This is a genomic window from Oxalobacteraceae bacterium OTU3CAMAD1 (assembly GCA_024123915.1).
GTDB lineage: Bacteria > Pseudomonadota > Gammaproteobacteria > Burkholderiales > Burkholderiaceae_D > Rugamonas.
Genome location: CP099650.1, coordinates 5,637,313 through 5,656,627 on the forward strand (window position 1 = coordinate 5,637,313; position 19,315 = coordinate 5,656,627).

At 66.1% G+C, this 19,315-nt stretch carries 18 protein-coding genes; 11 read left to right on the forward strand and 7 right to left on the reverse strand.

Going from position 1 to position 19,315, the window contains the following annotated elements; all coding sequences use genetic code 11:
- Window positions 1-15 precede the first annotated feature (15 nt).
- From NHH88_23960 to NHH88_23980, 5 genes are all read right to left on the reverse strand, one after another.
- A complete protein-coding gene (locus tag NHH88_23960; protein USX12718.1) occupies window positions 16-1,494 on the reverse strand; it encodes a PAS domain S-box protein in 1,479 nt (492 codons plus the stop codon).
- Window positions 1,495-1,565: 71 nt separating this feature from the next.
- Window positions 1,566-2,504, reverse strand: coding sequence for an alpha/beta fold hydrolase (locus NHH88_23965; GenBank protein ID USX12719.1), 939 nt, complete (start codon window positions 2,502-2,504; stop codon window positions 1,566-1,568).
- A 211-nt stretch (window positions 2,505-2,715) separates the two neighbouring features.
- A complete protein-coding gene (locus tag NHH88_23970) occupies window positions 2,716-4,359 on the reverse strand; it encodes a GMC family oxidoreductase (protein USX12720.1) in 1,644 nt (547 codons plus the stop codon).
- Window positions 4,356-4,880: a hypothetical protein gene (locus NHH88_23975; protein USX12721.1), complete on the reverse strand. Its 525-nt coding sequence runs from the start codon at window positions 4,878-4,880 to the stop codon at window positions 4,356-4,358. The genes NHH88_23970 and NHH88_23975 overlap by 4 nt, the downstream gene beginning before the upstream one ends.
- Before the next feature lie 185 nt (window positions 4,881-5,065).
- Entirely contained in the window at window positions 5,066-5,866 is an 801-nt protein-coding gene (locus NHH88_23980) for an RNA methyltransferase (protein USX12722.1), read from the reverse strand.
- A gap of 199 nt (window positions 5,867-6,065) precedes the next feature.
- Here NHH88_23980 and NHH88_23985 point away from each other — a divergent pair, with 199 nt between their 5' ends.
- From NHH88_23985 to NHH88_24010, 6 genes are all read left to right on the forward strand, one after another.
- A complete protein-coding gene (locus tag NHH88_23985; GenBank protein ID USX17413.1) occupies window positions 6,066-6,848 on the forward strand; it encodes an inositol monophosphatase in 783 nt (260 codons plus the stop codon).
- 223 nt (window positions 6,849-7,071) lie between these two features.
- Window positions 7,072-8,484, forward strand: a complete 1,413-nt coding sequence (locus NHH88_23990) for a DEAD/DEAH box helicase (protein ID USX12723.1) — start codon at window positions 7,072-7,074, stop codon at window positions 8,482-8,484.
- A gap of 238 nt (window positions 8,485-8,722) precedes the next feature.
- Entirely contained in the window at window positions 8,723-9,502 is a 780-nt protein-coding gene (hyi, locus tag NHH88_23995; GenBank protein USX12724.1) for a hydroxypyruvate isomerase, read from the forward strand.
- Window positions 9,503-9,569: 67 nt separating this feature from the next.
- The gene (locus NHH88_24000) at window positions 9,570-10,337 is read left to right on the forward strand and encodes a hypothetical protein (GenBank protein ID USX12725.1); all 768 of its coding nucleotides are present in this window, start codon (window positions 9,570-9,572) and stop codon (window positions 10,335-10,337) included.
- An 18-nt stretch (window positions 10,338-10,355) separates the two neighbouring features.
- Window positions 10,356-10,778: a hypothetical protein gene (locus NHH88_24005; GenBank protein USX12726.1), complete on the forward strand. Its 423-nt coding sequence runs from the start codon at window positions 10,356-10,358 to the stop codon at window positions 10,776-10,778.
- A gap of 94 nt (window positions 10,779-10,872) precedes the next feature.
- On the forward strand, window positions 10,873-11,247 hold the full coding sequence (locus NHH88_24010) for a TraR/DksA family transcriptional regulator (protein ID USX12727.1): 375 nt from the start codon (window positions 10,873-10,875) through the stop codon (window positions 11,245-11,247).
- A 40-nt stretch (window positions 11,248-11,287) separates the two neighbouring features.
- Here NHH88_24010 and NHH88_24015 read toward each other — a convergent pair whose 3' ends face one another.
- On the reverse strand, window positions 11,288-11,842 hold the full coding sequence (locus tag NHH88_24015; GenBank protein ID USX12728.1) for a hypothetical protein: 555 nt from the start codon (window positions 11,840-11,842) through the stop codon (window positions 11,288-11,290).
- Between the two features lie 243 nt (window positions 11,843-12,085).
- Between NHH88_24015 and NHH88_24020 the strand changes: the two genes are divergently transcribed.
- The 5 genes from NHH88_24020 to NHH88_24040 are packed head-to-tail and all read left to right on the forward strand — an operon-like array spanning window position 12,086 to window position 17,832.
- Window positions 12,086-13,840, forward strand: a complete 1,755-nt coding sequence (locus NHH88_24020; protein USX12729.1) for an EAL domain-containing protein — start codon at window positions 12,086-12,088, stop codon at window positions 13,838-13,840.
- A complete protein-coding gene (locus tag NHH88_24025) occupies window positions 13,837-14,172 on the forward strand; it encodes a hypothetical protein (protein ID USX12730.1) in 336 nt (111 codons plus the stop codon). Before NHH88_24020 ends, NHH88_24025 begins: the two co-directional genes overlap by 4 nt.
- Entirely contained in the window at window positions 14,169-15,032 is an 864-nt protein-coding gene (locus NHH88_24030) for an HDOD domain-containing protein (GenBank protein ID USX12731.1), read from the forward strand. Before NHH88_24025 ends, NHH88_24030 begins: the two co-directional genes overlap by 4 nt.
- Complete coding sequence (locus tag NHH88_24035) at window positions 15,029-16,498, forward strand: ATP-binding protein (GenBank protein ID USX12732.1); 1,470 nt, start codon at window positions 15,029-15,031, stop codon at window positions 16,496-16,498. Before NHH88_24030 ends, NHH88_24035 begins: the two co-directional genes overlap by 4 nt.
- The gene (locus tag NHH88_24040) at window positions 16,495-17,832 is read left to right on the forward strand and encodes a response regulator (protein USX12733.1); all 1,338 of its coding nucleotides are present in this window, start codon (window positions 16,495-16,497) and stop codon (window positions 17,830-17,832) included. Before NHH88_24035 ends, NHH88_24040 begins: the two co-directional genes overlap by 4 nt.
- Window positions 17,833-17,859: 27 nt before the next feature.
- On the opposite strand, the gene NHH88_24045 is transcribed toward NHH88_24040, so the two are convergent.
- Entirely contained in the window at window positions 17,860-19,203 is a 1,344-nt protein-coding gene (locus tag NHH88_24045) for an ATP-binding protein (GenBank protein USX12734.1), read from the reverse strand.
- Window positions 19,204-19,315 lie beyond the last annotated feature (112 nt).

Below are 19,315 nucleotides of genomic sequence, written 5' to 3' on the forward strand. Positions count from 1 at the left end.
TTGTGACTCCCCTTGTCATGACTCCAGCGGCAGCGTCAGTGTAAAAATACTGCCGACGCCATACTCGCTGTCAAACAAAATTTCCCCATGTAGCAGGGTCGCCAACTTCTGGCTCAAATGCAGCCCCAGCCCCGTGCCCTCGAACTGGCGCATCGAACTGGCTTGCAACTGCGATACCGCCTGGTGCCGCCCGCCCTGACCGACGTCGGCACCGCAATCGCTATCGCTGATACTGATGGTGGCGCGTGAGCGCCCGTCCACCTCCGCCTTCTCCAGCCGCACCAGCACGGTGCCGCTGTCGGTGAACTTGATCGCGTTGTCGACCAGGTTCATCAAAATCTGCTGCAGGGCGCGGCGGTCGGCCTTGACCGTCACTTCCTGTTCGGAACCCACCAGCGCCAGCGCCAGCCCTTTATTGCGGGCCTGCGGCTGCAACAGCGCCAGCACCTCGTCGATCACGGGCCGGCACGGCAGCGGCACCAGATCGAGCTCCACCTTGCCCGACTCGATCCTGGTCAAATCGAGCAGGTCGTTGATCAGGGAGAGCAGGTCGCGCGCACTGCTTTGCACCATGCGCAATTGCTTGGTCTGTTCGGAATTAATGGGCCCAGGCAACTTCATCAACATAGTACCTGTAAAACCGATGATCGCGTTCAACGGCGTACGCAGCTCATGCGACATGCCGCCGAGGAAGCGGTCCTTGGCCGCGACCGCCTTGGCCAGTTCGACATTCTTCTCCTGCAGCGCCAGCTCGATGCGCTTGCGCTCGCCGACGTCGCGGATCGCGCTCATGATCAAAGTGCCCTCCTCCGTCGCGATCGGGCTCAGGCTGATCTCGACGGGGAACTCGACACCGTCGCTGCGCAAGCCGTACAGATCGCGGCCGCTGCCCATCGGCCGCAGCGCCGGGCGCGCGCCATAGTCGTTGCGGTGCGTCCGGTGCGCCTGGCGGAAACGCGCCGGCATCAGCATCTCGAGCACCACGCCGCGCAGCGCGCCGTGCTCGTACTTGAACATCGTCTCGGCCTGGCGCGTGGCCAGCACGATGCGGCCGCTGGCGTTGGCCACGATGATCGCGTCCGGCATCAGCTCCAGGATGCCGTCGAAGCGCGCCTCGACCAGCTTGGCGTCGCGCAGCACCTTGAGCGTCGTGACGTCCTTCTTGCTCCACAAAATATATTCCGGCGCGCCGGCGGCGTCGCGCAGCAGCTTGCTGGTGCTGTCGATGTAGACCAGCGCGCCGTCCTTGGCGCGGCGCACCGACTCGTAGCTGGCCGCGCCCGCGCCGAGCGTCTGCCGCACCACCGCGCCGCCGTCGTCCAGTCCCGGCACCTCGATCAGCTCGGCCAACTTGCGGCCCATCGCCTCTTCGCTGCTGTAACCGAACACCATCCGCGCGCCGTTGGTCCAGTGCACCACCTCGCCGTCGAGCCGCGTGATCACTACCGCGTCGGGGGTCTGGTCGAGGATAAGGGTGCCGAAGTCTGTTGCCATCGCTCCACCTGTTTACTGTACTTCATACGAGTAACCATACAGCAACAAATCACGCAAAAAATCACACAAAATCACACAGGTGTTGCGGTTTTGATTTCTGACAACGCGCAACGCATGATTTCCGGGTGCCGGCCCAGCGCAACATGGCCAATTGCACCAAACACGAGATTGCGCGCCCCGGGCAAATCGCTGGAATCCTGGGGCGCGACGATGTTGTCGTGGACGGAGTAAATGGATGAAAATAATTTGCGTTGCAAATCCGCCTCAGTGCCCGCAAGCGAGGCCAGCCATGCGCTGTCGCGCCGCATCTGTACGGCGTTGCTTCCAGGGCCGAAGCCGGCCAGGGTGGTGCCGTGGTGCGGCGTGCCGAGCGTGATCACGCGGGCGATGTGGGCGTGGCCATGCCGGCGCAGGTAGGCGCGCGCCACCAGCCCGCCCATGCTGTGCGCGAGCACGATGACTTGCTTGCTGCCAGTCTCGGCGCACAGGCGTTCGACGGCCGCGCGCACCTGCGGCACGAAGTCGTCGATGGACGCGCCGGGCGGCTCCAAGTCGATGCCGTAGTGGCTCACGTGGGCTTGCGTCAGCAGCTTGCTCATTGGAAGCCAGTAACCGCTGTTGCAGGCGTAGCCGTGGATCAGCAGCACCGGCAGGCCGCGCGCGTGCGGCTGCAGGCGCAGTCCCACCGGCCGCAGCATGTAATAAGACGATGTCAACATCGATGACAAAAATTCATGCGCGAACAGTTTGATCGCGGTGAATGGATTGAGCGCGTGGCCGGCGGGCGTGGCGCTGCGCGCGCGCCGGCTCAGGCGGAAGTTGTTGGCGTTGATGAGCAGGCGCACCAGCAGCACGAAGGCGGCCGCGACCGCCAAGCAAACGAGCGCCGCGACGGGGGCGCCGACAGCCGCGCGCCACGCCGGATGCCACCAGCGGTACAGCGACAAGGACAGCGCCAGCACCGCGCCGATCTGGACCGCTAATAGAACGATAAGGAAACGTTTGATCATGGTCTCATCATACTCCCGCGATACGGACGGAGGTAGCGGTTCAAGCGAACTGAGCACTGCTGAGGACGTTGATGACACTGACGACGTTGATCACGTAGGGCGGATTAGGCGGAACGCCGTAATCGGCCATCGATGCGCCGTCGGCGGTTCAACCATGGCCGATTACGCTGCGCTAATCCGCCCTACGTATTTCCGCGTCATTTTGCGCGTCTCATTTGCGCGTCATTTCCGATGCGAGCGTATTGGCCAACCTGGCCGTCACGCCATACACCGACAACTGCGGATTGGCGCCGATCGACGTCGGGAACAGCGAGCCGTCGTGCACCGACACATTGCGCAGGCCGCGATAGCGGCCGCCCGCGTCCGTCACGCCCAGACGCTCGTCGGCCGACATCGCGCAGCCGCCCATCACATGCGCCGACACCACGCGCGTGGCCAGCAATTTGAAAGGCAGCGCCGCGATCGCGGACTTGGCCTGTTGCCAGCTGGTGTACTCGCCTGCCGCCTCGTGCACCGGCATCACCGTCTTCGCGCCGGCCGCGAACTGGATCTCGGCCATGCTCAGCAAGGCGCGCCGGGCGCCGTCCCACAGGTAGTCGCCGATCGGATAATCGAGCACCGCCGCGCCATCGCTGGACAGCGCCACGCTGCCGCCGGGCGCGTCCGCGTGGAAGCCGTCGCGCAGCAGCGCCAGCAGCGCCTGCGCGTGCGGGAACCGCGCCATCATGCGCGCGTGCTGCGCGCCGAAACCGGCCATCGTGGTCGACATCAGCACCGGATGCAGCGGCGGCGCCTCGAGCTTGTAGCCGATGGCGCCATCGATGGCGTCCGTATGCAGGAAGTGATCGGAATACACCGACTGCGGCGCGCCGGCGTAGGCCTCCACGCGCTGCTCGAAAACGGCGGCCGAGACCAGGGTCGGATGCAGGAAGGTGCGCTTGCCCAGCAGCCCGTGCGGATCGGGCGCGACGGAACGCAGCAACAGCGCCGGCGTGTTGATGGCGCCGCCGGACAGCACGAAGTGTTTGGCGCGCAAGGTGATGCGGCGCCCGGTCGGCGCCAGGCCGGCGGCATCGAGCGCAACGCAATCGAGCTGCGTCACCCTGTCGTTGCCATCCCCGCCTTTGATCACCAGCCGCTCGGCGCGGGCGCGCGTGAGCAAGGTCGCGCCCAGTTCCAGCGCCGCCGGAATCGTGGTGACCAGCATCGACTGCTTGGCGTTGGTGGGGCAGCCCATGCCGCAATAGCCGAGGTTCCAGCAGCCGTTGACGTTGCGGTGGATGATGCCGGTCTCTATGCCCAGCTTGCCCGCCCCGCGCCGCAGCACATCGTTGTTCTCGTTCGGCGGCGGCGCCCATTCTGCGATGTTGAGGCGGCGCTCCATCGTGGCGAACCATGGCGCCATCGATTCGGGCGTGTAGTCGGCGAGGCCGTAGTGCCTGTTCCAGTACGCCAGCGTGCCGGGCGGCGTGCGGAAGCTGCTGGTCCAGTTGACCGTGGTGCTGCCGCCGACGGTGCGTCCCTGCAGGATGTTGATGCCCTTGTCGCGCGTCTTGCGCGCCGCCGATTCCTGGTACAGCGCCGGATAGGCGTCGGCTTCGCGCATCTTGAAGTCGGTGGACGACTTCAGCGCGCCCTCCTCGACGATCAGCACGCGCAGGCCGGCCCGCGCCAGGATCTCGGCAGTCACGCCGCCCCCGGCGCCGCTGCCGACGATGACCACGTCCGCTTCCATGACCAGGTCTTCGTCCAGCCGTGCGCAGTCGGTCACGCGCCAGCCGGCGGCCAGGCCGACGTGGATCGGATCGGAGACCGGGCCTTTCTGGGCGACGATGGGGATGTTGGTGTTGGTCATGCAAGCTCCTTGATCGGGCCGGGGTAGCCGATCGCGGACCAGTTGGCCGGCTGCGCGTACCAGGCGCCGATGATCAGGTCGTGCAGCGCGAGGTAGGCGGTTTGCAGGGTTTGCAGACGGTGGTGGCGCCAGTTTTGCAGGAAGGCGTCCACCGCGTCCGGCGAGGCGTGGGCCCAGCCGCCGGAGACGCCGGCAAGCATGCGCCGCACCGGCGCCAGCGACAGCATGCCGAACAGGTCTTGCAGTTGCTTTTGCGAGCCCGGTGCCAGGCCGGCGATGGCGCCGGCGACATGTTCGACGGTTTGGCCGATGGCGGCGGCGCGGGCGGCGGGTTCGGTGGGCAGCACCGGGCCGAGCATGGATGGGATCACGGCCGTGAGCAGCGTTCTGGCAGGGCCGTCAAGTGCGAAACGATGGCCCGGCGTCGGCGCGTAGGCCAGGCGATAAACGGCGCCGCCGGCGGCGAGCGCGAGCGCCCCGGCCACGCCTATCTTGAGAAAAGATCTGCGGTTTGAATCCATGGTCCCCACCCGGTTGTTATATTTTTTTGTGCTGCTTATGGTCCGCCTGTGTTCCACGTAGGGCGGATTAGGCGGCACGCCGTAATCCGCCATTGCATGCGCCGTCGTGACGCACGCAATGGCGGATTACGCTTCGCTAATCCGCCCTACGTGTCTCCATGGTCAATTTGAATCCGTGGTCATGGTTAGCCGCCTTTGTCCGCCTTCCGCTTGCCGGTCATATGCCTTGCGATGCCGCGCAGGATGTTCACTTCTTCCTTCTCCAGCTGCGCGCGGGAGAATAAGCGCTTGAGCCTGGGCATCAGCTTGCGCGGGTTGTCCGCGTCGAGAAACCCGATCCCCACCAGCGCCTGCTCCAGATGCTGGTACATGCCCTCGATCTGCGCCAGGCTGGCCGCCTCGCCCTGGAAGCCGATGTCGCTGGCGTCGCCGGCCGGCTGGCGCGGCGTGTGGGTCACGCCGGCGCCGTCGAGCACCGCCATCCGGCATTCGTAGGCCAGCACCTGCGCGGCCTGCGACAAGTTCAGCGACGAATACTCCGGATTGGCAGGGATGTTGATCAGCACATTGCATTTTTCGACCAGCTCATTCGGCAGGCCGAAGCGCTCGTTGCCGAAGATCAGGGCCGCGTGCAGCTCTGGCTGCGCCACCAACTGCGTGGACAGCTGGCGCGGCGTCAGCACCGGCGGCGAGAATTCGCGCAGCCGCGCCGAGACGGCCGCGGCGAAGTTGATGCCGTCGAGCGCCTCGGCCATGCTGCCGACCACCCGCGCGCCGGCCAGGATGTCCTGCGCGCCACTGGCGAAGGCGACCGCCTCCGGATCCTGCGCGGCGTTCTCGAAACGGGGGCTGACCAGCACCAGATCGCTATATCCCATGGTTTTCATGGCCCGCGCGACGGCCCCGATATTGCCGGCCCGGCTGGTTTCGACCAGAATAAATCGCAGTCGCGTGAAAAGATTCGTGTTGATTTCGGGCAGGTTCATTTAAAATAGCGCTATTGCGCGGTATCGATACAATAACTTCAACCTTGCGGCCCGGCCAACAGCCAGCCCGCAAATCCGGATTTTACCCTGTCGGCGCCGCTCCGCTCTTTAATTCACTCTTGTTCTCTAGCGCGCCGCCGCGGCCCTGTCCGCCGGTGGGCGTTAGCGTTCTTTTAACGGAAAAGCTTACATGCACCCAATGCTCAACACGGCGATCAAAGCCGCCCGCCGCGCCGCCGCCGTCATCAACCGCGCCTCGTTCGACCTCGATCGCGTCATCGTGACCGAGAAAAACCACAAGGATTTCGTCACCGACGTCGACCAGGCCGCCGAACAGGCGATCATCGAGGTGCTGTCCAAAGCCTATCCCGACCACGCCTTCCTGGCCGAGGAATCGGGTCCGTCCAAGAACGCCAACGACGAGACTGAATACACCTGGATCATCGACCCGCTCGATGGCACCACCAACTTCATGCACGGCTTCCCGCAATACTGCATCTCGATCGCGCTGTCGCAGCGCGGCGTGATCACCCAGGGCGTCATCTACGACCCGGTGCGCAACGACCTGTTCACCGCCACCAAGGGCGCCGGCGCCTACCTGAACGACAAGCGCATCCGCGTGACCAAGCTCGACCGCATCGCCAACGCCCTGCTCTCGACCGGCTACCAGGCCGGCAACGCCAAGGCGCTGGACGAATACCTGAAGATGTACGGCATCATGGCCGAACGCTCGCACGGCGTGCGCCGTCCGGGCAGCGCCGCGCTGGACCTGGCCTACGTGGCCGCCGGCCGCCTCGACGGTTTCTACGAGAAGGGCCTGAAGCCTTGGGATATCGCCGCCGGTTCGCTGATGGTGACCGAGTCGGGCGGTATCGTCGGCGAATTCAACGGTGAGTCGGACTACCTGTACAAGGGCGACATCATCGCCGCCAGCCCGAAAATCTTCGGCCAGATGGTCGGCCTGCTGACCCCGTTCGCCTGATCTGCCGCGATTTGCCCCATAACGGGGCGTAAATAGACAATCTGTTACAAAAAAAGGGAGCGTATGCTCCCTTTTTCATTTCCCATTTGAAACATCAAGCGGACTTAGCTGCTATACTGATAGCTGCGGCATCTGACCAGTCCTTTGCGCCGCAATCCAAAAATCCGATTGCCTGCGACTGGCGCCCTCAGAGGCGACAGGCCGATCTCCATATAAAGTTATCATGTCATTCTCTTCCCTCGGTTTGTCCGACGCTATTGTCCGTGCTGTGACCGAAACCGGTTACACCACGCCGACCCCGATCCAACTGCAGGCGATCCCCGCAGTCCTGAACGGCGGCGATTTGCTGGCGGGCGCGCAAACCGGCACCGGCAAGACCGCCGGTTTCACCCTGCCGCTGCTGCAACGCCTGTCGACCGACGCCGCCGGCGCGGCGCAGACGAGCAACACCACCACGCGTCCGATCCGCGCGCTGATCCTGACCCCGACCCGCGAACTGGCGGCCCAGGTCGAGGAAAGCGTGCGCATCTACGGCAAGTACACCAAGCTGAACTCGACCGTGATCTTCGGCGGCGTCGGCATCAACCCGCAGATCAAGCAGCTCAAGCACGGCGTCGACATCCTGGTCGCCACGCCGGGCCGTTTGCTCGACCACATGGAACAGCGCACCGTCAACCTGTCGAAGGTCGAGATCCTGATCCTGGACGAAGCCGACCGCATGCTGGACATGGGCTTCATCCGCGACATCAAGAAAGTGCTGGCCGCGTTGCCAGCCAAGCGCCAGAACCTGCTGTTCTCGGCCACCTTCTCGGACGAGATCAAGGCCCTGGCCGACGGCCTGCTGAACAAGCCGGCAACGATCGAAGTCGCGCGCCGCAACTCGACCGTGGAAGTGATCGCGCAAAAGATCCATCCGGTCGACCGCGACAAGAAGCACCCGATGCTGGCGCACCTGATCAAGTCGAACGACTGGTCGCAGGTGCTGGTGTTCACGCGCACCAAGCACGGCGCCAACAAGCTGGTCGAACAACTGGGCGCGGACGGCATCGGCGCCATGGCGATCCACGGCAACAAGAGCCAATCGGCGCGCACCAAGGCGCTGTCCGAGTTCAAGGACAACAAGCTGCAAGTGCTGGTGGCCACCGACATCGCCGCGCGCGGCATCGACATCGACCAGCTGCCGCACGTGGTCAACTACGACCTGCCGAACATTCCTGAAGACTATGTGCACCGCATCGGCCGCACCGGCCGCGCCGGCGCCACCGGCGAAGCGGTGTCGCTGGTCTGCGTGGACGAGCACGACATGTTGAAAGACATCGAAAAGCTCATCAAGCAAACCCTGCCGCGCGAAGTGATCCCTGGCTTCGAGCCGGACCTGAACGCGCGCGCCCAACCTGTGCAGCTGCGCAGCGCCGGTCACCGCCCAGGCGGCGGCCGTAGCGGCGGTGGCGGCGGCGGCCAAGGCCGTGGCAAACCCGGCGGCGGTGGCGGCGCCAAGGCCGGCGGCAGTGGCGGAGGCGGCAGCAAGCCACGCGCGCCTGGCGCTTCGGCCGGCGGCAACGGCGGCGGTCCGCGCACGGGCACCAGTGCCCCGCGCCCGGCGGCCCCGCACCGCTCGGGCGGTCGCGGCCGATAAGCCGACCTCGCTCTAATGCAATGCCGCTCAATGCGAATTGAGCGGCATTTTTTTCGCCCCCACCCCGGGGGTCAGGTCCGACATTCGGACATTGCGGAACTTCTTTAACGATAAAAGGTTCCACACTCCGACTGGTTTGTCCGAATGTCGGACCTGACCCCCGGGGTTTGAAGCTTTTTTGTCTTGTCGGGCAAATATCGTTTACGATATCGGATTGCTAACGCTTATCGGAACGTCCATGCCCCGCTTCGCCGCCAACCTGTCGATGCTGTTTACCGACACGCCCTTCCTCGACCGTTTTGCGTTGGCGCGCGAGGCCGGCTTTGATGCAGTGGAATTTCTCTTTCCTTATGCCTACGAGGCCGGACAGATCGCGGAACGCCTGCGCCGCCACGAGTTGCAACTGGTGCTGTTCAACCTGCCCTGCGGCGAGTGGGATGCGGGCGACCGCGGCATGGCCTGCGACCCGCTGCGCGTCGAGGAATTCCGCGCCGGCGTGCGGCCGGCGCTGGATTACGCGCTGGCGCTGGGCGTGACCCAGCTCCACTGCATGGCCGGCAAGGTGCCAGCCGGCCTGGCGCCGGAGGCGGCGCGCGCTACCTATGTCGACAACCTGCGCTACGCCGCCGATCTGGCCCTGCCGCACGGTATCGATCTGCTGATCGAGCCTATCAACCACTTCGATATGCCCGGCTATTTCCTCAACCGCAGCGCGCAGGCGCTGGATATCATCGCCGAGGCCGGCCGCCCCAACCTGTTTTTGCAGTACGACATCTATCACATGCAACGCATGGAAGGCGAGCTGAGCAACACCATCCGCGCCAACCTGCCGATGATCAAACACATGCAGATCGCCGACACCCCGGGCCGCCACGAACCGGGCACCGGAGAGATCAATTACCGCCACCTGTTCGCCTTCATCGACGAGATCGGCTACACCGGCTGGCTGGGCTGCGAATACATTCCCGCCGGCGACACCATCGCCGGCCTGGACTGGCGATCCGCCTTGGCACCCTAGACTGCGCATTCTCAAAACGGCCGTAAACACCCAGCGTAACAATAGTCCCAACCCTAGAGGAGCACCCATGAAACTGCCGCGTCTTTTCCTGTTACTCGGATTGCTGGCCCTGCTTGGCGGTTGCGCCAGCAGCACGCCGCGCATGGCCGAGGTGCGCGCCTTCGCCGCCCAGGCGCCCAAGCTCAACGCGTATCACGAATTGACCGAGCGCTACCGCACAACCTACCAGCGCGAACAGCCCTTCCTGACCCCCGCCGCCGACGCCCGCGAGGCCGAACTCGACGCCAAGCGCCGGCAGGCGTGCGACGATTTCGTCAAGCTGCAATACGGCGTGCAGGCGTACATGCAGACGCTCGGCGTGCTGGCCGGCGACGAGCAGTACGAGCTGCGCGACCAGCTCAAGACCATCGGCGGCGGCATCAAGGCCTGGCCCGACTCCGGCATCGAAGAGAAACACGTCAACGCCTTCACCCGGCTGACGACCCTGATCGCGCGCGCCATTACGGCGAAAACGCAGGAACGCGCCGTCAACGAGGTCATGCGCGAGGCCGAGCAGCCGGTGCGCGATCTGCTCGAGGCGATGAGCACTTTGCTGAGGCTGTACGACAAGTCCAGCGAGAACGAGGAGCGCATCGTCATCGGCATGCTGGAGTCGGAGATTCCCTTCCTCGACCCCACCCGCGACCGCCTGCTGACGGCGCTGGCGAAAAGCGCGCAGCAGAACAAACAAGCCGAGTACCGCCTGATCGGCCAGCGCCAGACCCTGGCGCAGAAAAACCTGGCGGCGATCGAACAGAGCCACCGCGCGCTGCTCGACCAGATCCCGCCCAACTAAGCCCACACAGGAGCAGCGATGACTACCAATCCCATCCAACTGGACCTCGAAGCGCTGGCCGACAGCCTGTCCGCCAGCGCCGACGCCCTGCACACCCGCCTGATGCGCGATATCCGCCAGAAACCGCCCGTCATCCAGCAGACGGTCGCGCAGGCGCTGTTCGAAAACGAAGTCGCGCTGCGCCAACGCGCCAACAGCCTGTACCTGGAAGCGGCGGTGCTGGCCGCGAGCGGACTGGGCGGCGCCCAGAAACAGTTGCTGGAAGTGACCGACCGCGCGCAGGAAAAAATCCGCAAGATCCAGCACACCAAGGATTTGATCCAGCTGACCGGCGAACTGCTGAGCCTGGCGGCGGCCATCGCCACCGGCAAACCCGACAAACTGGCCAAGCCGTTCGAGACCATCAAGCACCATCTGGAGGCGATGGACGCGCCTGGCTGACGCCGCGCCGCATCGCAGCGCATCAACGCCCGCTTCCCGCTGGGCCGAACAAAACCGCGCCATCACCGGTCCAATGGGGTAAGGAGCGCGCGGCATGAACGGACTGGAAGAACATCAATGGCAGACCTTGCAGGCGCGGCTGGAGCGCGCCCGCAAGGCGCTGCTGAGCCAACTCGCGGACGATCTGGACCGCAACACCGACGTGCGCCTGCCTCTGCCGCACGAGGCCGAAGCCTCGCCCGCCGACAACGCCAGCCAGCGCACGCTCAACGCCCTCGTCCACGAGACGGCGGCCCACACCACCAAACAGTTGTCCATGGTCAGGCAGGCTCTCGCCAAGTTCGACGACCAGAGCTACGGACTGTGCGAAAACTGTGGCGAGGAAATCGGCTTCTCGCGGCTTGACGCGCGGCCGGAGGCGCGCCTGTGCATCGGTTGCCAGACGCGCATGGAGCAACGACGGCGATGACGCCGCCGGCCCCGGGGATCGCCGCAACGGCGTGACGGGCCTACGCGGGCACGGGCCGCGAGTTCGGATTGAAGTCGCGCCAATCGCCGCCGCTGATGCTGCCCTCGGCGCGTTCGACATCCTTGGCGCCCAGGCCGCGCAGCACGTCGAGGGCCTTTTGCTCCTGGCCGCTGTCGACCACCTCGACGGCGATCATCATGCCCGACTTGCGCGGCGCGCGCATGTTCTCCGAACTGCCGTCCTCGGCCTCGCCGGCGTCCTTCATCTTCGAAAAACTGAACAGCGAACCGACGTGGGCGCCGACCAGCGCGCCCACCACCGGGCCCAACGGGCCGGCCACCGGAATCGCGGCGGTGCCGGCCACCGCGCCGGCCACGGCGCCGGTGGCGCCGCCCTGCACCACGCCCTCGTCGGTCTCCTTGGCGCCGGGCGACTTGTCATGGTCGCCGCCGAGCTCGTACATATCGTGCTGCCCGGCCGGGTTGACATAGAACGCGCTGATGCGCTCGGCCGCGAAGCCGGCGCGCAGCAAGGCGATGCGCGCATCCGCGATCTCATCCTGCAACTGGAAATGCCCCGCAATAATATTGCTCATGCTTTTCTCCCTGGTTTCGGCCGAAGCCCACCAGCGCAATATGCGCCCGCGCGGCCGGCGTTTCCGTGCGCTCGCGCACTGTGGACGCCTGTTTTCGCCGGCCCGGTGCGCTGACGGGGACTGTCCCATGCGTGCAACGCGTTCGTACCGGATGACAACTAATGCTGGCTTCGCCGTATAATCGACCGGGTGACGGCAGAGGTTTTTTTGCAGCAATCAGCTTGCATTTCAATAGGAACGCCGATGACTACCGCCCGATTCCCGCGGTCCCTTTTCGCGCCGGCCACCGTCGCCGACGATACCGGCAGCGCCGCGCGCGCGCCGCTGCTGGCGTCGCCTCCGGCCGGCGAGCACGCCGACCTCGGCGCCGGCCTCCGGCAGGCGCTGGCGTCCGACGAGCTGGTGCTGCTGTACCAGCCGCTGGTCGATCTGCAGACCGGGGCCGTGGCCAGCCTGGAGGCGCTGGTGCGCTGGCGCCATCCCGAACACGGCATGCTGGCCGCGCGCGAATTCCTGGCGCTGGCCGACGCCGCCGGCCTGGCCGGCGCCATCGACGATTGGGTGTTGGGCCGCGCCTGCCGCGACCTGCACGCCTGGCACGCCGCCGGCCTGAGCGGCTTGAAGGTAGCGATCAATGTCGCCCCCAGCCAGTTCCGCGACCCGGCCCTGGGCGCCGCCGTGGCCGCGATGCTGAAAGATTGCGATATCGCGCCCGACAGGCTGACCCTGGAAGTGACCGAGAGCGCGCTCACGCAAGCGGGCGCGGAATGCGACGCCCTGCTGGCCGGCTTCAAGGCCTCGGGGCTGAGCCTGACCCTGGACGACTTCGGCACCGGCTACGCCTCGCTCAGCAACCTCAAACGCTTTCCGTTCGACGCGCTCAAGATCGACGCCCACTTCATCCGCGACGTCGTCACCAGCGGCCACGACGCGGCCATGTGCAAGACCCTGATCGCCATGGCGCACCACCTGGGCATGAAGGTGGTGGCCGAGGGCGTCGAGACCGAGGCCCAGTGCGATTTCCTGCGGCGCAATATGTGCGATTTGATCCAGGGCTATTTCTTTTCCCCGCCGCTCGCCGCCGACGAGGTCGGCCACCTGCTGGCCAGCGGCCGCGCGCTGGCGCCGCACCTGCGGCGCATGCACAAGCCGCCGCGCCGCCTGCTGCTGGTCGACGACGAGCCCAACATCGTCTCCGCGCTGAAGCGCCTGCTGCGCACCGACCAGTACGAAATCTACAGCGCCAACGACGGCCAGCAAGGCCTGGATTTGCTGGCCCGGCAGCCGGTCGACGTCATCATCTCCGACCAGCGCATGCCCGGCATGCTGGGCGCCGATTTCCTGCGCAAGGCCAAGCAGCAATATCCGGAAACCATACGCATCATGCTCTCCGGCTACACCGAACTGCAGTCGGTCACCGACGCCGTCAACGAGGGGGCGATCTACAAATTCCTGACCAAGCCGTGGGACGACGAACTGCTGCGCGGCCATGTGGCCGAGGCGTTCCGCCTCAAGGAAATCGCCGACGACAACCAGCGCCTGCATCTGGAGGTGCGCAGCGCCAACCTGGAGCTGGCCGCCGCCAACCGCCAGCTGGAAGAACTGCTGCTGGAAAAGCAGCGGCAGATCAGCCGCGACGAAGTCAGCCTGAGCGTGGCGCGCGAGGTGCTGCAGCATCTGCCGTTGCCGGTGATCGGCATGGACGACAGCGGCATGATCGCCTTCATCAACGGCGCCGCCGAGGGCTTGTTCCGCCACAGCGGCGCGCTGCTGGGCAACGAAGCGGGCAGCGTGCTGCCGCAGTTGTTTCCGCCGCCCGGGACCGACGATCCCGGCCATGCCGCCGGCGGCGAGGAAGCGCCGCGCCACGCCAGTCCGACCCGCCACCTGGCCGACATCGACGGCCGCCGCTACGCGGTGGTGGTGTACCCGATGGGTGAGAGCTCGGCCTCGCGCGGCAGCCTGATCACGTTGAGCCTTACGGGGGAAGCATCATGAACGCCGCCAAATCGACCGAGATCGACCTCGACCATGCCGCCGCCGGCATGACCCTGGCCTGCGCCCTGCTCGACGCCCACGGCGGCGTGCTGCTGCCGCGCGACGCCGCGCTCACCGACAGCATGCTGGCGTCGCTGCGCCGGCGCGGCGTGGAGCGCTGCGTGGTATGGACCGACGAGGACGCCGAGGAAATCGATCCGGCGCAACTGGCGCGCGAGCGCGAATTGCGCATGCAAAGGCTGGAGCGGCTGTTCCGCCACAGCGGCGACGACGCCGGCGGCGAACAGCTGCTGCGCGCGCTGCGCGCCTACCGCCACAAGGACCCGGCGTGATCGCGGCCGACGATATCATCAAATGCGTGCGCGATCTGCCATCGCTGCCGGCGGTGGTGGCCGAACTGCTGGCCACGATGGAGCAGGAGGACATCGACACCCATGTGCTGGCGGCCAAGATCGCGCTCGACCAGGCGCTCACGGCCAAAACGCTGCGCCTGGCCAACTCCTCGTTCTACGGCCTGCAATCCAAGGTCACCACCATCCAGCAGGCCATCTCGGTGCTCGGCTTCCACAGCATCCGCACCCTGGTGACGGCCTGTTCGGTGACGGCCAGCTTCACGCCCAACAAGGACGTCGAGTTCGACTTCCAGGCGTTCTGGCGCCACGCCATCGGCAGCGCCGTGTGCGCGCGCGTGCTGGCGCCGCGCTGCGGCGTCAATCCGGACACCGCCTTCACCGCCGGCCTGCTGCACGACCTCGGCACCCTGGTGCTGTGCACCCGGTTTCCGGCCGACTACCGGCGCGTGGCGGCCCACCGGCGCGAACACGATTGCGTCACCTCGGCCGCCCAGCTGGCCGTGTTCGGCATCGACCACGCCGCCGTCGGCGCCGCGCTGACGGCCCACTGGAAATTCCCGCAACAGATCCAGGCGGCGGTGGCCGGGCATCACCTGGCCGACGAGGCCGCCGCGCAGGCCACGGGACGCGGCCGCGCCGCCCCAACCCTGACCACGGTGATCTACATGGCCAACATCCTGGCCCACGCGCTCGACATGTCCGGCCAGGAGGACGACCAGGTGCCGCCGGTATCGCTGGAGGTCTGGCAGGCGCTGGACCTGGACGACGGCGCCTGGGACAGCGCGTTCGCCGAGGCCGAGCAGCTGTTCCACGACATGTGCCAGACCTTGACGCCATGAACCACGCGACCACCTCCATGACGGCCGAGCACGACGCCCCCGGCAACATTGCGCTGTCGGAGTTCTTCGACGGCCACCCGGTGGCCACCTTCGCCATCGACACCCGGCACGTGGTCACCCACTGGAACCGCGCCTGCGAACAGTTGCTGGGCTGGGCCAAGACCGACATGGTCGGCACCGCCAACCACTGGCAGGCGTTCTACTCCAAACCGAGGCCCTTGCTGGCGGACGTGGTCATCGCCGGCGACGCCGACGAACTCGAGAACGAGCTCGAACGGCTGTATCCGGGCAAGCACCGGCGCTCGCCGCTGATCCCGGACGCCTACGAGGTCGAGGAGTTTTTCCCCAACATCGGCGCCAGCGGCCACTGGCTGCATTTCACCGCCGCCCCGCTGCGCGACGGCGGCGGGCGCGTGGTCGGCGCCATCGAAACCTTGCGCGACGTCACCGAGCGGCGGGTGGCGGAGAACGCGCTGCGCCGCGCCCACGACAACCTGGAACACGTGGTCGAGAAGCGCACCGGCCAGTTGGCCGACATGAACGCCAAGCTGCAGGAGGACATCGCCCAGCGCCTGCTGGCCGAGGCCGAGCTGCGCCGCAGCAACCTGGAATTGACGGAGCTGAACCAGCAACTGTCGCGCGCCCAGCAGCAATTGCTGCAGGCCGACAAGCTGGCCTCGATCGGCCAGCTGGCCGCCGGCGTGGCCCACGAGATCAACAATCCGATCGGCTATATCTTCTCGAACTTCCGCACGCTGCAAAACTATCTGGACCAGCTGTTCGGCATGCTCGACGCCTACCAGCGCGCCGAGCCGTCGCTGTCGGCGCCCGACGCCGCCACCCTGCGCGCCATGCGCGAGCGCATCGACCTCGACTTCCTGCGCCAGGACATCCCCACCCTGATGGCCGAGTCGGGCGAAGGCATCGTGCGGGTACGCCACATCGTGCAGGACCTGAAGGATTTCTCGCGGGTGGACGCCAACCAGGAATGGGTCTGGGCCGACCTGCACCGCGGCATCGATTCGACCTTGAACATCGTCAGCAACGAGGTCAAATACAAGGCCGACGTCGTCAAGGAGTACGGCGACATCCCCGACATCCAATGCCTGCCGCTGCAAATCAACCAGGTGGTGATGAACCTGATCGTCAACGCCGCCCACGCCATCGGCGAGCAGCGCGGACGCATCACCGTGCGCACCGGCCGCGACGGCGACGACCACGTGTGGCTGGAGATCGGCGACAACGGCAGCGGCATCGCGCCGGAGACCGTCTCGCGCATCTTCGACCCCTTCTTCACGACCAAGGCCGTCGGCAAGGGCACCGGCCTCGGCCTGTCGCTGGCCTACGGCATCGTACAAAAACACAGCGGCAGTATCGACGTCGATACCGCGCTCGGCCAGGGTACCCGTTTCCGCGTGCGGCTACCCATTCGCCATGGCGCCGCCACCGAGGACCCACCAGCATGAATCAAGCGCTCCCCACCTCCATCTCGCCCAACGCCCCGGCCGCGCCGGCCACCGTGCTGTGCGTCGACGACGAACCGAACATCCTGTCGTCGCTGCGGCGCCTGTTCCGCGCCAACGGCTACCGCGTGCTCACCGCCGAGGGCGGCGCGCTGGGGCTGGAGGTGCTCGAGAAGGAGGCGGTCGACCTGGTCATCTCCGACATGCGCATGCCGGAGATGGACGGCGCCCGCTTCCTGGCCCAGGTGCGCACGCGCTGGCCCGACACCGTGCGCATCCTGCTGACCGGCTATTCGGACATCCAGTCGATCCAGGACGCCATCAATTGCGGCGAGATCTACCGCTACATCACCAAGCCGTGGGAAGACAGCGACATGCTATTGCTGGTGCGCCACGCGCTGGAGCGCCGCCAGCTCGAGATCGACAAGCAGCGCCTGGAAGCGCTGGCGCTGCGCCAGAACGAGGAGCTCAAGCTGCTCAACCAGAGCCTGGAGGCCAAGGTCGAGGCACGCACCAGGCTACTCAAGGTCGAGCACGAGGCCACGGTGGCGGCCAACAACAAGCTCAAGACCAATTTCGTCACCACCATCAAGATCTTCTCGACCATGATCGAGCTGCGCGCGCACAACCAGCCCGGCCACGCGCGCCAGGTGGCCGACCTGGCGCGCCAGCTGTCGGTGCGGCTCGAACTGGACGCCAAGGAAAGCCAGGACGTGTTCATCGCCGCGCTGCTGCACGACATCGGCAAGATCGGCTTCAGCGACGACATGCTGTCGACGCCGCTGACGATGCTGACCGGCGACTCGCTGGGCCTGTTCCGCAAGCATCCGATCCGCGCCGCCGAGCTCTTAATGCCGCTCGAGGAGTTGCGCGGCAGCGCCGCCATCCTGCGCGCCCAGCTCGAACGCTTCGACGGCAACGGCTTCCCCGACGGCCTGGCCGGGCTGGCGATTCCGCTGGGCGCGCGCATCCTGTCGCTGGCCGTGGACTATTACAACCTGCAACAGGGCGGCATGGTGCAGCGCCACCTGCGCCCCGACGAGGCCAAGTCGCTGATCCTCGACGCCAGCGGCAAGCGCTACGATCCGAACGTGGTGGCGGCCTTCCGCCAGATCATGGACGGCGGCGTGAGCGCGGCGGTGGTCGGGGTCGAGGTGTTGTCGGGCGAACTGTTGCCCGGCATGGTGCTGGCGCGCGACCTGATCAGCCGCGACGGCTTGATGCTGCTGACGGTGGACCACACGCTCGACGCCCGCATGATCCAGCAGGTGCAGGATTTCGAATCGAAGAGCGGCGGCCGGCTGTCGATTTGGGTGCGCAATCCGAAAGCTGATTGAGCGCGCGGCCGGCAACGGCCACGCCCGTCATGCCTTCGCGGGCGTCTCCAGCGATTGCGGCGGGCGCACCGGCAGGTGCACCGTGAAGCGCGTGCCCTTGCCGACCACCGAGGCGACGTCGATGCGCCCGCCATGGCGGTTGACGATGCCGTAGGACAGCGACAGCCCCAGGCCCGTGCCGCTGCCGACCGGCTTGGTGGTGAAGAACGGTTCGAAGATGCGATTGAGGTTGGCCTGCTCGATGCCGACGCCGTTGTCGCCGACCTCGATCCATACCCAGCCGTCCGGGCCGCTGCCCTCCGTGCCGGTGCGTATCGTGATCACGCCGCCCTGGTCGCGCAGCGCGTGCGCCGCGTTGACCAGCAAATTCATGAACACCTGGTTCAGTTGCGAGGCCAGGCAGGTGACCGGCGGCAGCACGCCGTACGCCTTGTCGACCCGCGCCTTGTACTTGATCTCGTTGCTGACGATGGTCAGCGTGCTGTCGAGGCCGTGGTGCAGATCGGCCACCTGCCACTCCGTCTCGCCGACGTGCGAAAAATCCTTGAGCGCCTGGACGATGTCCTTGACCCGCTTGAGGCCGTCCATCGATTCGCGCACCAGGTCGGTCACGTCCTCCTTGAGGAATTCCAGGTCGGCCTGGCTGCGCAGCGCGGCCAGCTGGGCCGCCAGGTTGGGATGGGGCGCGGCCGCCTGCTCGTATTTGTCGATCACGCCGAGCAAGGTGCCGACATAGTTCTTCAGCGAGCTCATATTGGAATTGACGAAGCCGACCGGATTGTTGATCTCGTGGGCGATGCCGGCGGCCAGTTGGCCGATCGACGCCATCTTCTCCGATTGCAGCAGCTGCTCGTGGGCACTGCGCAGTTCGCCGATCAGTTGTTGCTGCTCGACGCCGCGCGCCTGCAGCGCCTCCTCCATGAGCTTGCGCTGGGTGATGTCGGTCAGCGAGCCGATCACCTCCAACGGCGCGCCCTTCTCGTCGCGGATCAGGCGCAGCGAATCGTGCATCCACAGATAGCTGCCGTCATGGATGCGGAAGCGGTATTCATAGGCGCGCTGGCCCTCGGTGAAGATCAGCGCCAGGCTGGAGAAGATATTGGGGGCGTCGTCGGGGTGGATGTGGTCGAACCAGAAATTGGGGTCGGCCACCATCTGCTCGGGACGGTAGCCCAGCACATTGAAGGCGTTGTTGCTGACGAAGGTCATCTTGAAGTCGCCGCTGGGCACGGTGCAATAGATGATGCCCGGGGTGTTGTCGACCAGGTACTGCAGCCGGACAATGGGCGACGTCGCCTCGGCGGCGGCGGCCGGAGCGGCGCGGGGCGCGCTGGCGTCGGAGGAAAATAATTCGAACTCGTCAAATTGCATGGTGATAGCCTCACTGGCGTCGCTCATTACCAATTATGCCTCAACCATGATGACGTAGGGCGGATTAGCGAAGCGTAATCGGCCATGCGCGCGTCGCGTTGACGCGTGCATG